Source organism: Alicyclobacillus hesperidum subsp. aegles (genome assembly GCF_027923525.1).
GTDB classification, from domain to species: Bacteria; Bacillota; Bacilli; order Alicyclobacillales; family Alicyclobacillaceae; genus Alicyclobacillus; species Alicyclobacillus aegles.
The window spans coordinates 53,383-66,301 of record NZ_BSBJ01000011.1; the positions used below are offsets into that span (position 1 = coordinate 53,383).

The 12,919-nt window shown below is 55.7% G+C and carries 14 protein-coding genes; 5 read left to right on the top strand and 9 right to left on the bottom strand.

Annotated elements, in window-relative coordinates; genetic code table 11:
- Nucleotides 1-44 precede the first annotated feature (44 nt).
- From QMF38_RS08515 to gluQRS, 3 genes are all read right to left on the bottom strand, one after another.
- Nucleotides 45-1,487: an aldehyde dehydrogenase family protein gene (locus QMF38_RS08515; protein ID WP_058095546.1), complete on the bottom strand. Its 1,443-nt coding sequence runs from the start codon at nt 1,485-1,487 to the stop codon at nt 45-47.
- Between the two features lie 97 nt (nt 1,488-1,584).
- Nucleotides 1,585-2,700: a Gfo/Idh/MocA family protein gene (locus QMF38_RS08520; protein ID WP_058095522.1), complete on the bottom strand. Its 1,116-nt coding sequence runs from the start codon at nt 2,698-2,700 to the stop codon at nt 1,585-1,587.
- A gap of 9 nt (nt 2,701-2,709) precedes the next feature.
- On the bottom strand, nt 2,710-3,675 hold the full coding sequence (gluQRS, locus tag QMF38_RS08525) for a tRNA glutamyl-Q(34) synthetase GluQRS (protein ID WP_058095523.1): 966 nt from the start codon (nt 3,673-3,675) through the stop codon (nt 2,710-2,712).
- Between the two features lie 205 nt (nt 3,676-3,880).
- Here gluQRS and QMF38_RS08530 point away from each other — a divergent pair, with 205 nt between their 5' ends.
- Both QMF38_RS08530 and QMF38_RS08535 read left to right on the top strand, forming a co-directional pair.
- Nucleotides 3,881-5,155 carry a WD40/YVTN/BNR-like repeat-containing protein gene (locus QMF38_RS08530; protein ID WP_058095524.1) on the top strand — a complete coding sequence of 425 codons (1,275 nt, stop codon included), beginning with the start codon at nt 3,881-3,883 and terminating at the stop codon, nt 5,153-5,155.
- 43 nt (nt 5,156-5,198) lie between these two features.
- Nucleotides 5,199-5,918 carry a YqjF family protein gene (locus QMF38_RS08535; protein WP_058095525.1) on the top strand — a complete coding sequence of 240 codons (720 nt, stop codon included), beginning with the start codon at nt 5,199-5,201 and terminating at the stop codon, nt 5,916-5,918.
- 21 nt (nt 5,919-5,939) lie between these two features.
- Here QMF38_RS08535 and QMF38_RS08540 read toward each other — a convergent pair whose 3' ends face one another.
- From QMF38_RS08540 to QMF38_RS08550, 3 genes are all read right to left on the bottom strand, one after another.
- Nucleotides 5,940-6,395 carry a MarR family winged helix-turn-helix transcriptional regulator gene (locus QMF38_RS08540; RefSeq protein WP_058095526.1) on the bottom strand — a complete coding sequence of 152 codons (456 nt, stop codon included), beginning with the start codon at nt 6,393-6,395 and terminating at the stop codon, nt 5,940-5,942.
- A 56-nt stretch (nt 6,396-6,451) separates the two neighbouring features.
- The gene (gene sat, locus QMF38_RS08545) at nt 6,452-7,579 is read right to left on the bottom strand and encodes a sulfate adenylyltransferase (protein ID WP_269744880.1); all 1,128 of its coding nucleotides are present in this window, start codon (nt 7,577-7,579) and stop codon (nt 6,452-6,454) included.
- A gap of 291 nt (nt 7,580-7,870) precedes the next feature.
- The gene (locus QMF38_RS08550; protein WP_058095527.1) at nt 7,871-8,206 is read right to left on the bottom strand and encodes a winged helix-turn-helix transcriptional regulator; all 336 of its coding nucleotides are present in this window, start codon (nt 8,204-8,206) and stop codon (nt 7,871-7,873) included.
- 165 nt (nt 8,207-8,371) lie between these two features.
- On the opposite strand from QMF38_RS08550, the gene QMF38_RS08555 reads away from it, so the two are divergent.
- From QMF38_RS08555 to QMF38_RS08565, 3 genes are all read left to right on the top strand, one after another.
- Nucleotides 8,372-8,902, top strand: a complete 531-nt coding sequence (locus tag QMF38_RS08555) for a YceI family protein (protein WP_058095528.1) — start codon at nt 8,372-8,374, stop codon at nt 8,900-8,902.
- Nucleotides 8,903-8,973: 71 nt separating this feature from the next.
- Nucleotides 8,974-9,459 carry a DUF188 domain-containing protein gene (locus QMF38_RS08560; RefSeq protein ID WP_058095529.1) on the top strand — a complete coding sequence of 162 codons (486 nt, stop codon included), beginning with the start codon at nt 8,974-8,976 and terminating at the stop codon, nt 9,457-9,459.
- Nucleotides 9,460-9,527: 68 nt separating this feature from the next.
- Nucleotides 9,528-10,313, top strand: coding sequence for an ABC transporter ATP-binding protein (locus tag QMF38_RS08565; RefSeq protein WP_058095530.1), 786 nt, complete (start codon nt 9,528-9,530; stop codon nt 10,311-10,313).
- 21 nt (nt 10,314-10,334) lie between these two features.
- On the opposite strand, the gene QMF38_RS08570 is transcribed toward QMF38_RS08565, so the two are convergent.
- The 3 genes from QMF38_RS08570 to trxA form a co-directional block, all read right to left on the bottom strand.
- Nucleotides 10,335-11,750 carry a DEAD/DEAH box helicase gene (locus QMF38_RS08570; protein ID WP_058095531.1) on the bottom strand — a complete coding sequence of 472 codons (1,416 nt, stop codon included), beginning with the start codon at nt 11,748-11,750 and terminating at the stop codon, nt 10,335-10,337.
- A 102-nt stretch (nt 11,751-11,852) separates the two neighbouring features.
- Complete coding sequence (msrA, locus tag QMF38_RS08575; protein ID WP_198146700.1) at nt 11,853-12,419, bottom strand: peptide-methionine (S)-S-oxide reductase MsrA; 567 nt, start codon at nt 12,417-12,419, stop codon at nt 11,853-11,855.
- 19 nt (nt 12,420-12,438) lie between these two features.
- Complete coding sequence (trxA, locus tag QMF38_RS08580) at nt 12,439-12,759, bottom strand: thioredoxin (RefSeq protein WP_006446126.1); 321 nt, start codon at nt 12,757-12,759, stop codon at nt 12,439-12,441.
- Nucleotides 12,760-12,919 lie beyond the last annotated feature (160 nt).

The window sequence follows — 12,919 nt, forward strand, 5'->3', positions numbered from 1 at the left end:
GCAAAAGACCAGGGCTATGTCCCTGGTCTCGCCGTTTGTATCTCTTACAGTGGTTTCGTGCGAAATGCCGCCAGTTTGCGCTCCATCATGTCGTACATCGCATAGACAACCCCTTCACGGCCGACACCGCTCTCCTTGACACCACCGTAGGGCATATGATCCAGGCGATAGGTCGGCACCTGATTGACCAAGACCGCACCTGCCTGCAACGTTTCCACCGCCGTCAACGCGCGATCGATCCGCTTCGTGAAGACCCCTGCGTTAAGCCCGAACTTCGACCGGTTCGCAAGTTCCAAACCGACTTCCCAACTCGAAATTCGTTCGACGACGACGACGGGCCCAAACGCCTCCTCTGTGACGAGTTTTGCATCGGCAGGCACCCCCGTCACGACCGTCGGCTGCATGCGATTGCCGTCGATGTCGCCACCGCAAAGTACCTTCGCCCCAGCCGCTTTCGCTTCATCGAGCCAACCTGCGAGTCGTTTGCCAGCCTGCTCATTGATCAAGGCCGAGACGTCGGTTGCCTCATCGATTGGATCGCCAAACCGAAGGGCCTTCGCCCCCGCGACAATCCGCTCAACCAAGTCATCAAACAGCGCATCGTGGATATAAACCCTCTGAATCGAAATGCATACCTGTCCACTGTACGCAAACGCCCCGCTGACGATCTCGCTCGCTATTTTGCCTAACTCCTGCTCCGAGAACCCCTCATCGACGATAAGCGGCGAATTCGATCCGAGTTCCAGCGTCACCCTGCGCAAGCCCGCTTGTGCACGAATCTGCCGTCCGACCGATGGACTACCGGTGAATGTGACATACGCAACATCCGGGTGCGTCGTAAGCACTTCACTGAGTTCTTTACCATCGCCCGGAATGATATTGAGCACGCCCTTAGGCAATCCGGCATCGGCAAAAATGTGGCCGAGCACGAGTGCCGACAAAGGCGTTTGTTCCGCTGGCTTGAGTACAATGGCATTGCCCGCGGCAATCGCTGGACCGACCTTGTGCGCCACAAGATTCATCGGGAAGTTAAACGGCGTGATCGCCGCGACGACGCCCAGTGGCTGCCACATCGTGAATCCTAAATGGTGTTCCCCGCGCGGCGCTGCGTCCATGGGCACGGTCTCGCCATGGATGGTCCGTGCGGCTTCTGCCGCAAAGCGATATGTCTCAACGGTCCGATCAATCTCTTGTCTGGCCGCTTTCACAGGTTTTGCAGCCTCGCGCGCGATCGTATCGACCAATTCGTCTTTCCGATCCGAAATCAAGTCAGCCACTTTGCGCAGGATGGCAGCGCGTTGCCACGCTGGAACCTGGCGAAACGACCTGGCCGCCCGCGCCGCAACGGCAATGGCCCGCTCCGCCTGCGCGGGGGAAGCGTAGCCAATCTGCGCGATGACGTCTTGGCTATACGGATTTTTAAGAGGCACCAAGCGCTCTCCTGCCTCCCAATCACCGTCGATCCACAAGTGTGTCTCTCCTGCCATCGTCGATCCCTCCGTCCAATTGTTGCTCCCGTCCACGACACGGATTTCCATCTCAGGATACCCACGAGAAAACGAGCTGATGCGCCACAAGGTCACGTCAGGTGCTTACGCTAAGCGACTTGCCCCCCGCTTCCGCCGACGTCCGCATCGCATCGACGAGCCGCTCCGCAGCCAAGGCATCGCGGAATGTCGGCACAGGATAAGCAATTTCCTCACCTGCCACGCGTAGTGCAAAGACCGCAATACTGATGGCGTGCGCGTTTAAGTGCGCCGTCTGCGCGAATTTGGCCGGCATCGGTGCAAGCACCGGATGCGAGTCCAGCGTGGGCCCTGACAAACGTTCACCAGTTGGCGACCAAATCTCGGCCCTCGCCTCGCGATCCAGCGGTATGTACAGCACACCGCCCTCGCAGACGATCTCGATGCCGTCGCGCTCCCGTCCCACGTGAACGCGTGAGACCTCAAGTGTACCGACTGCGCCCGATTGCATGTCGAGCCTTGCCAAGGCCCAGTCATCAACGGTCACCGCCTCGCTTCCTCGCGAACCCGGACGACTTGACACAAATGTGCGCAACTCCGCCGCAAGCGTTCGCACCGGGCCAAGCAGGTGCAACAAAAGATCGATTAAGTGGACACCGAGATCGGTAAGAGCGCCCCCACCCGCTTGCGCTTGGCGCAGACGCCAGGCCATCGGGCGATTCGGGTCTAGATAACCACCATGGAGCAGTTCGGCGCGAAACGTGAGAACTCGCCCGAGGCGGCCACTGCGTAGCCAATGGTAGGCATCGATCACCGCCGGATGAAAACGGTACATAAGCGCAACTTGATGAACAACCCCTGCCGCCTCAACCATCTCTGCCATGCGCCGAGACTCGTCGAGAAAGCCGCTTAAAGGTTTTTCACAGTACACGGCGAGGCGATTCTGTAGCGCACTGGCCAATGCGGCCATATGAGCGTCGTTGGGCGATGCTATGGACACAGCATCCAAATCTTCACGCACAAACGCTTGCACGTCGTCCGTCACCGTACGAAACGTTTGCCTTGCCAGCGCAGCAGCGGGTGAAGCGAGATCGTGCACTACAGCTGTATCCCATACGATGTGTGGGCAAGGCCTGGAACTTGCGAGATTGAGTTGACTGGCAAGCACATGCGTACGGCCAATAAAGCCGTAGCCGTGCAAACCCATGCGCAGCTGCCGATACGATTTCGTCAAGTGATCACCTCAATGGGGTTGCAAATAGGATTGATGCTCAGCGGTCCACACGATGTCTGACGCAGGCAGCCTTGCCATCTGAAAACGAGGTATGAGTGCGTATGGATGGATCGGCTCGGGGCGCTCAAGCAATCCGGCCAGATGCGCCAACAGGCCGACGACGCGTTCTGGCGCGACGCCTAGAGAGCGCAGGGCAAAAAGCGTCAAATCGCCATCTCGCTTGGATAGCCTGCGCCCGCCTTCGTCGACGATGAGCGGTACATGTGCATAGGCGGGTGGTTGTAGCTCGAAGGCCTCGTAAAGGAAGCCTTGGCGCAATGTCGACGCAAGTAAGTCGCGCCCGCGCAACACGTCCGTCACCTCCATCTCGGCGTCATCGACGACGACCGCCAACTGATACGAGACGACGCCGTCCGCCCGCCACACGACGAAATCTCCACCGTCACTCGGCCGCCCTACTTGGCGTCCACGAACGAGATCGACAAACGAAACCGTAACCTCGGCTGGTACGTGCAGCCGCAACGATGGCGACTTTTGCTCGGCGCGATGCTGGCGCTCACTTGCCGTTAGCAGCCGGCAGCGTCCATCGTAACGTGGCTCATCGCCAAACCAACCATGAGGCGCGGATGCAATGGCCGCAATGTCCGCTCGACTGCAAAAACACGGGTAGGTCAGGCCGCGGTCGGTCAATTTGGCCATGGCCTGTTCGTAGCGGGCGATCCGCTGACTTTGCACGTACGGGGCATGAGGGCCACCCACGTCGGGGCCCTCGTCCCAGTCTAGGCCAAGCCAACGCAAATCACTTACAATCTGTTCGACAAAGTGGGTGCGCGAGCGGCCGCGGTCCAAATCCTCGATGCGCAAAATAAAGCCTCCGTTTGCGGATCGCATCTGTAGCCAGGCAAGCAAGGCGACAAAGGCATTGCCCACATGCATAAGTCCTGTAGGACTCGGTGCAAAACGGCCTCTATGCATTTATCGTTCACCTCGCCAAGCAAAGCGTCATTTTTATGGTAGCAAAAAATGATCGAGATACCGAATGGGCGACAAGCAGGAATTCTATCGTGTGAGCGCTAACATGTGTTCATGACATACTGTGATTCGACCTCTGTGATAGGGTGTGGAATGAGATTCATATGTTTGAAACGCAGGGGCCACCGGCGGGAAAGGAGAACGACCGATGAAACCGACGCGAGTTCGTCGCTGGTTCATCTCGCGCAGGGATCCTGTGCAACGACTGGGTATTGTTGTGATCCTCCTTGGGGCCGTCGTGGCTGTCGGCACAGATATGCATGCCAACTTCTCCACAAAGGGGTCGAGTCTACCTGGCGAGCTTGCAAAACCAGTCACACCCGGGGAAAAGGCACCCCGTACACAGAGATCCGCGCTGCCAGGCCTTCATGTGTCCCCGTCCATCGCTGCATCCGTCCGCACCGCGACGAGTTCCGAGGCATTCGCTGCGACGGCCTTGTTGCCTTGGACGAACGGCCAATGGGCAGTGTCCGGGAACACGTGGTATCGCGAGGACGATGATCTCACATGGCGCAATGTAACACCGCCTACTGTCGTCTCCTCGGACGCCATCGTGACGGCATGCGGATTTGAAAGTCCAAACACAGGGGTCATCGCGACACTGCAAAACGGGGTCACCACCTTGTACAGCACCAACGACGGAGGCAATACGTGGGTTGCGGCGAACCTGCCTGCCGCGGGGGAAGTTGTCCGACAGATCGACATGGTCAACGCCCACGTCGGATATGCGTATGCCGAAGACGGCAGTGTGTTTTCCCTTTGGGAAACCGTGAACGGCGGTCAGAACTGGGTGACCACTCTGAGCGGGACAGACCCACTGGCAACCGTAAACCCTTGGTTCCCAGGTACACCCCAAGCGATCTCGTTTTCGAGCGCCGCCGTGGGTTATCGCTGGTCATCGCCAACGTCCATTGCGTATACGACCAACGCAGGGAGTTCGTGGTCGAGCAAGCTGCCGCAGCTATCGCTCCCGAGTGGCACAGCCGCATTGACGAACATCCATTGGACGGAGTTGCCGCAGTTTTTCGGAAACGTCGGCATCTGGGCCCTCGAGGCAAGCGTCGCCAACAAGCACGTCTACATCATCTATCGGAGTTCGGATGGCGGAGTTTCCTGGAGCCCTGTCGCAGTGGAGCGGTGGGCCCCTGGCGTCGCCCTTCATTTCGTCACGCCGCAAACGGGTTGGGCCATCGACCCGAAACAAAACAAAGTGTTCACAACCGACAATGGAGGGGACACATGGAAATCAGTTGCATCGTCGATTCGCGTTTCATCGCTCATCGACGTTCAACCAATCTCAGCCTCGCAGGCATATGCGGTTGAAATTTTGAAGAGTGGCACCATCCGTTGGATGGTCACGACTGATGGAGGAGAATCCTGGAGCACAACGACTTATCCTTTTCCCGTCCGTGGCACACCCTAATCTGTACGACGACAACGTCTTACAGTTTGGGGGCAGGATGACCATGATGAGTTTTCGGGGCTTGTACCGTGTCAGCTGGGTGATGGAGCAAACATGGCAACACCTGTTGTTTGCGCATTGGCCTGTCGCAGCAAGGCATATTCAACCACTTTTGCCGGTGGGTCTAGAGGTCGACACGTATGACGGAACGGCTTGGGTCAGCGCCATCCCCTTTTATGTCACTCGCATGCATCTACGTGGGTTGCCGGCTTTACCCGGCTTGGCCGACTTCCCCGAATGTAACCTGCGCACGTATGTGACGTACCGTGGTACACCGGGCGTCTATTTTTTTCGATTGGATGCCGGACATGTTTTCGTGCCATCGCTCGGGCGAATTGGCTTTCACGTACCGTATCAATATGCCAGGTTCTATTTTTCCTCAACACATCAACAGACCATTTGTAGGTTCCACGCAAATGGCCACCTGCATCGAGGTGGCCTTGCGTGTACGTACCAACCCATTCCGACTGCTGAGCCATTCACGCCAAGTGGCGGATCGCTCGAAGCATGGCTGGTCAACCGATTTCACTTATTTACATATTGGCATGAAAGACTATGGCGAGGCGATCTCGCCCACAGTCCATGGCAACTCCGCAAAGCGCGATGGCGCCTTGAACATAACAGCCTATTTACGCCATTCGGGTTCGCACCGCTGGCGCCAGAGCCCTTGCTGTTTACCGCACAACCCATTACGGCTCGCATTTGGCCGCTCATCCCTGCATGATGCGCAGCGTCCAAAACGGTGTCAACCGTCGACCTGCGTCGCCGCGTGAATCTTCCCCAGCAGCGCTCGAATATCGGTGAGAAGTCGCTCGACGTCGGAAATCGCGAGATTTTGTACGCGAGAAAGAACACATTCGGGTACGTCCGCAACCCGTTGACGCAGGGACTTCCCGCTTTCAGTAAGAGAAACGTAAACCTTCCGCTCGTCGTCCTCAGCCCGACGCCGATGCACCAGCCCCGACTCTTGCATGCGTTTGAGCAGTGGCGTCAAGGTCCCGGAGTCTAAATACAGTCGTTCGCCAAGCGACTTGACGGTGCATTCCCCTAGTTCGAACAAGGCGACCAACACGAGGTACTGCGGGAATGTGAGTCCATGCGGCTCTAACAGCGGCCGATACAACTTCATCGTCTCGCGCGAACACGCGTAAATCGTAAAACAAAGGTGATCGTCAAGCTTGACAAACGGTTTGTCAGACATGTACTTCCTCCGTCCGGGAAGGAACCGGTCGTGAAGACCGGTCAAACCTTGGGCCGTCAGGCCTGTTTTGAGTAGTATTCCATGAGTACCTTTACAACCTCAGGGCGGCTGAACTCCGGCGGCGGAGCGATGCCCTCGCGCAGCATCTGCCGTACCTTGGTGCCGGACAGGATGACGTGATCCTCGTCGCCATGTGGACAGGTTTTGGGTGTGGCCATTCCCCCACAGCGCTTGCAGTAGAACGAATGCTCAAAGAACAACGGCGTGATTCCCAACTCCGCAAAATCGAACTGATCAAAGATCCGCTGAGCGTCGTACGTGCCGTAGTAATTGCCAACACCGGCGTGATCGCGCCCGACGATGAAGTGCGTGCAACCAAAGTTGCGACGGACCAGCGCGTGCATGACCGCTTCGCGAGGGCCGGCGTAACGCATCGCGGCTTTGTAAACGCCAAAGAAGACGCGGTTTTGCGGATAGTAGTGCTCAAGGATGGCCTTGTAAGCGCGCAAGCGCACATCGGCCGGGACATCGTCCGCTTTCGTCGGGCCGACTAACGGATTGAGATACAGCCCGTCGACCGTCTCCAATGCGACCTTTTGAATGTATTCATGCGCACGGTGAACGGGATTTCTCGTTTGAAATCCGACAATTGTCTTCCATCCACGCTCCGCGAAGGCGGCGCGAACTTGTTGCGGCGTATAGAAGTGGTTCGAAAACTCATCGATCCGTTCGTCAGCAAACACCTGTACAGAGCCGCCGAGATAGACAGATCCTCGCTCATAGACGCGACGAACCCCCGGATGGGCGTCCTCCTTCGTGCGATACACCATTTCCGCCTCGTGCTCGAGGTTCGGGCGATACATATGCTCGACGCGCATCGCCGCACAGATGACCCCGTCCGGGCGCACGAGGGCAATTTCGTCGTCCAAGTGAATGTCTTTCGCCTGTTCCTCCGAAACCGGAAGTGCAACAGGAATCGACCAGATCGATCCGCTTTCGAGTCGCATCGATTCGACGACACTCAAATAGTCCCGCTCGGACATAAAACCCGTGAGCGGACTGAATGCGCCAATCCCCAATTGATACACATCAGAAACAGCCACTTCATCGAGGACAACTTGCTTCTTTGAATTCAGGCTGGCCCGCTTGTCCGCAACCGCTTCTGGAGCGACCATCAAATTCACCAGTTGAACGCTGGCTCCGCTTGAACCTGCCACTTATGTGCCTCCTTTAGTCCTGCCTAGTGGGTGCATCGAGTCAGGCCAATCGACCGATGTCCAGCCGACAGCTTCACTCCTTCTTCTATCATCCCACGTTTTTCACGAGCAGACAAGAAATCTATAAGTATATCGACCGGCAAACTGTGATTTTATTCACCTGAGAAAGCCATTATAATCTATAAAATGTATAAAAGTTAAACTTATGGATTATAATACAAGTGCAAAGGCACGCCTGCCCGAGCAGGCTTATCTGATTCACAGTCGCCCAGTTCGCTTCAAATGCTCCTCGCCCCAACTATGCATCATGTCCAGAATGGGACGCAACGAACGACCGTATGGTGAAATGGCATATTCGACGCGTGGCGGAACCTCTGGATAGACGGTGCGAACGACGATTCCTTCTTGCTCTAACTCGCGCAGTTGTTTCGTGAGAACGCGTTGCGAGACACCGGGAATTCTGCGCTTGAGTTCAGAAAAACGAATATTGGGTTGCGAAAACAAGTGGTAGAGAATCACCATCTTCCACTTGCCGCTGATGACCTGGAGGGTTGATGCCACAAGGCACTCGGATTGCGTCAGATGATTTTCCACTCGAATATCCCTACCCACTCGATTATGGTTACTTCAAGTATACCATGGAACTTACAGGTGCGTACTTACCAAACGAACTTTACTGATGAATAATAAGGAATGAACGAAGCGCGGATGATTGTCCGCTCTATCGCAACGAACTCATGAACAGGGAGGCAACTTCTGATGGCCAAGTCCACATGGAACGTCGATACGAGCCACAGCCACGTCGGCTTTAGCGTCAAGCACATGATGTTTACCACCGTACGCGGTAGCTTTAAACAGTTCTCAGCAACCGTTGTCGCTGATCCGGAAGACCTGACGAACGCAGAGATTGACTTCACGGTCGAGACGGCAAGCATCGATACCGGTGACGAAAACCGCGACAATCACCTGCGCAGCGCTGATTTCTTTGATGTGGAGAACCACCCGCAAATCACCTTCCACGCAACGGGCACGACCAAAACGGGCACCAATGCTTACGATATGACGGGCGATTTGACCATTCGTGGGGTCACAAAGCCAGTCACCTTCCATGTGACTTACGAAGGAACGGGTAAAAACCCATGGGGTGCAGAGGTCGCCGGTTTCAGTGCGACAACCAGCATCAACCGCAAGGATTTCGGTCTTACATGGAACGCGGCACTGGAGACGGGTGGGGTCCTCGTGAGCGACCAAGTGAAAATTGAGCTCGAAATCCAAGCCAGCAAGGCATAAACAGAGTTCTCGTTCATGAAAAATCGCCACGCGATGTGGCGATTTTTCATTTCCTGAGGAGGGCCACGACGATGAACCTCAAAATAAACGTGGCGATTTGGATTGATGCCGATGCCACCCCGCGCTCCGCAATCGCGATCGCGCGCGAGCTTGCCGAGTCATACGGCGCGGTGGTGACCACGGTGAGTTCCATCAACCATCTCCGTGACGAACCAAACCACATCACCGTCGATGCCGATCCGCAAGCTGCCGATATGGCTATCGTGAACCACATCAATCCGAACGTGCCAACCGTGGTCGTCACGCAAGATTACGGCCTGGCCGCGCTCGTACTGACGAGAGGAGCCGCCGCATTATCGCCAAACGGACTCATCTTTGACGCTGAGAACATTGATACATTGCTCGCGAACCGCGCCATAAGCGCTCGTATGCGGCGCATGCCACGGTCTATGCGCTCTAAGTTGCGCGGTCCAAAAGCGAGATCGGCAGAGGATGATGCGCGATTTCGCGAAGGCCTCACGCACATCCTTAAGAAATTGACAGATCGCCATACATAAAAGCCGACGCTCTCCTAAACTTACGTCCCTCTGTGGTAGCATGATAGCAAAGCGAGGAGGTGGCTTGTTTGGAGATTTTGCATTTATCAGACATCACTTGGGTACGTGGCAACCGAACCATCTTGGAACACGTCAACTGGCGCATTCGCGCGAACGAACATTGGGCACTCCTTGGCCTAAACGGATCAGGCAAAACGTCGCTGTTACAGATCATCAGCGGTTACCAGTGGCCGACACAGGGCAGCGTGACCGTACTTGGAATGCGGTACGGTAGCGTGGATGTCCGCGAGGTGCGAAAGCACATCGGCTGGGTGAGCAGTGCTATCGCCAGTCGTTTTGAGGCCGACGCCAGCCTTGATAAGGCCTACGAGGTCGTCATCAGCGGCAAGTACGGTTCCATCGGCTTATGGCAGCCGCCCACGGACGAAGATCGCCAGGATGCCTTACATGCACTTGAACAGGTTTCACTTTTGCACTTGGCGGACGCACCGTTCAACACGCTATCACAAGGCGAGCGTCAACGTCTGTTCATCGCACGCGCGTTTATGGCAAAACCCAAGCTACTCGTTCTCGACGAGCCGTGTACGGGGCTCGATATACGTGCACGCGAACTTTTGCTTTCGTCGCTCGAACGCACGCAGAAGAATGGCGACGGACCCACGATCATCTACGTCACGCATCACGTCGAAGAAATCCTACCGTTTATCTCGCACGCCCTCGTGATGGATGAAGGGCGCGTAGCCGCATCCGGCGCAAAACAGGCCGTACTGACCGACGACGTGTTACGGAACGCGTTTCACGTCGATGTCCGCACGACCTGGGAGAATCAACGGGTTTGGTTAACCGTGCGCTGATCTACAACTTGGTCACCGCATTTAGCGCCGCCCATCAGAACGTACATACCCCTGGCGAGGGCGTCGGTAATGATCTCCGTGACCTTTGCGATCCCGCCCTCCATGCGGCTTGCGGATACGAATAGGTTGCTCTGCGGTCAAGCGAATCGGGATTTCTTTGCGCGTCTTGGTCAACAGCTTTAAGGCGCCTGCGACCAAGGCCATCGAATCCTGTTGACTGAGCAGTTCTTCGGCAAAGCCGCGATACGAGCTGAGATCAGCCGCTTGACTTGCCTTGAGCAATTCCTCCATTGCCAGACGCTGTTTACTTTCTTTCGCTTCACTAAAGGTTGGCAATGGACGCCTGCGGATCTTATGACGCGTGATCCGTTCAATTTGATGCAAATGGTCGACTTCCCGCGGTGTGACAAACGTCGACGCGATTCCGCTTTTGCCAGCGCGTCCTGTGCGGCCAATGCGGTGTACGTAGCTATCAATGTCCTGCGGGATGTCGAAGTTGTAAACGTGCGTCACGCCGCTTACATCTAAGCCGCGCGCAGCCACGTCTGTTGCGACAAGCACTTCCAGTTTTCCTTCGCGGAATTTGTTCATAACCATGTCGCGCTGCTTCTGACTGAGATCACCATGCAGCCCATCGGCATCATATCCCCGCATCTGCAGGGCGTTAGTCAATTCGTCCACGCGCCGCTTCGTCCGGCCAAAGACAATCGCAAGCTCCGGATTATGGATGTCAAGCAACCGCGTCAGAACGTCAAGCTTCTGCATCTCCGGGACCTCGTAGTACTCCTGCTCAATGGTCGGTACCGTCACTTCACTCGCTTTTACGGTCACCGTGACGAAATCGCGCATAAACTTGCGTGCCAACTGAACGACACCGCGTTTCATCGTCGCCGAAAACAACAAAGTCTGACGATCTTGCGGACAAGCGCCAAGAATCGTTTCAATGTCTTCGACAAAGCCCATATCCAACATTTCGTCCGCTTCGTCCAATACAGCAATCACGATGTTTTGCAGGCTCAGGGTGCCGCGATTCATGTGATCCATAAGGCGCCCTGGGGTTGCGACTACCACATGGGGACGATTGCGCAAGCCCCGAATTTGGCGGTTGATGTCCTGCCCGCCATACACCGCGAGCACGCGCACGCCTTTTACACCGCCCACCTTCGTGATTTCTTCGGCAACTTGAATGCAAAGCTCGCGCGTCGGCGTCAGAATCACAGCCTGCAACGCGCCACTTTGCACGTCAATCTTTTCAACAACCGGGATCGAAAAAGCGACAGTCTTACCCGTGCCGGTCTGCGCTTGTCCAATGACGTCTTGCCCAGAAAGCGCAACTGGAATCGCTTGCGACTGAATGTCGGTCGCAGATTCAAAGCCCATCATTTCGAGCGCTTTTTCAACAGGGGCGCTCAATCCCATCTCTGTAAACGTGGCCATCTTCAAAAATCCCCTTCGCCAACCGTCTGCATACTCACGTTTAATATGGCCAGACGGCGCAAGGGATAGACGACAAAAATGGCGGACGGACGTCCGCCTGCTTCATCTATCTTCTGCCGGGCTCCAGTGTTCGGCAATAAACCGATCCCGCCCTGACGCCTGACGATATCTGCGGTAATGTTCAGGTTGCTTTTGATAAAAATTCTGATGGTACTCCTCTGCTTCATAAAATGGCCCGGCAGGAAGGATTTCGGTGACGATGGGCTGACGAAAACGCCCACTGTTTGCCAACCTTACCTTCGATGCCTCAGCAGCTTGCCGCTGTGCCTCTGTGTGATAAAAAATCGCGGTTCTGTACGACGAACCGCGATCGTAAAACTGCCCACCGGGATCTGTCGGATCGATTTGCCGCCAAAAGATGTCGAGCAATTGTTCATACGACATGACGGCCGGATCATACCATATTTGAACAGCCTCTGTATGTCCAGTCGTGCCGGTGCAAACTTGCTCATATGTCGGATGTGGGACATCTCCACCTGTATAACCAGAGATGACGCGTACCACCCCAGGCCACGTGTCAAACGGCTTGACCATGCACCAAAAGCAACCCCCGGCAAAGGTTGCGCGCTCGATATTCTGGCCGTCCGCATGTTCCATCGATGCCGACATCCAGATCCCGCCCTTTCGCTTACGCCAACACGTCGGACAATTGAGCCTCGAGTTGCTCCTTTGGCTGATATCCAACCAACTGCTTCACAGGTTGCCCGTTGACAAAGAGAATGAGTGTTGGAATGCTCATGATGCCAAATTGCCCGGTTGTTACAGGATTTTCGTCGACGTCAATTTTGGCGACCGTCACTTTGTCGCTATGCGCTTCCGAAAACTCCTCGAGAACTGGGGCCATCATTTTGCACGGGCCGCACCAAGTAGCCCAGAAATCGACGAGAACGGGTTTATCGCTCTGAATCGCCTCATTGAAGTTGGCGTCCGTAAGTTTTGTGGTTGCCATGTCAATACCCCCTATGGTTACAGGTTACTTTTTTATAGTAGCACTCTTCATATCTCTGGGTCAATCATACTCAAGCCGCCATCCCACCATCATGGATAAGGGCCGCCTCTCACCGACGTGAGGCAACGTAAGGTGTTAGTATCCTCGGACGACAGGAGGG

Excerpts from the sequence above, each read along its gene's own strand:
- QMF38_RS08515 (WP_058095546.1), bottom strand. The coding sequence starts at position 1,487 with ATGGCAGGAGAGACACACTTGTGGATCGACGGTGATTGGGAGGCAGGA.
- gluQRS (WP_058095523.1), bottom strand. The coding sequence starts at position 3,675 with ATGCATAGAGGCCGTTTTGCACCGAGTCCTACAGGACTTATGCATGTG.
- QMF38_RS08530 (WP_058095524.1), top strand. The coding sequence starts at position 3,881 with ATGAAACCGACGCGAGTTCGTCGCTGGTTCATCTCGCGCAGGGATCCT.
- QMF38_RS08535 (WP_058095525.1), top strand. The coding sequence starts at position 5,199 with ATGATGAGTTTTCGGGGCTTGTACCGTGTCAGCTGGGTGATGGAGCAA.
- QMF38_RS08540 (WP_058095526.1), bottom strand. The coding sequence starts at position 6,395 with ATGTCTGACAAACCGTTTGTCAAGCTTGACGATCACCTTTGTTTTACG.
- QMF38_RS08555 (WP_058095528.1), top strand. The coding sequence starts at position 8,372 with ATGGCCAAGTCCACATGGAACGTCGATACGAGCCACAGCCACGTCGGC.
- QMF38_RS08560 (WP_058095529.1), top strand. The coding sequence starts at position 8,974 with ATGAACCTCAAAATAAACGTGGCGATTTGGATTGATGCCGATGCCACC.
- QMF38_RS08570 (WP_058095531.1), bottom strand. The coding sequence starts at position 11,750 with ATGGCCACGTTTACAGAGATGGGATTGAGCGCCCCTGTTGAAAAAGCG.
- msrA (WP_198146700.1), bottom strand. The coding sequence starts at position 12,419 with ATGTCGGCATCGATGGAACATGCGGACGGCCAGAATATCGAGCGCGCA.
- trxA (WP_006446126.1), bottom strand. The coding sequence starts at position 12,759 with ATGGCAACCACAAAACTTACGGACGCCAACTTCAATGAGGCGATTCAG.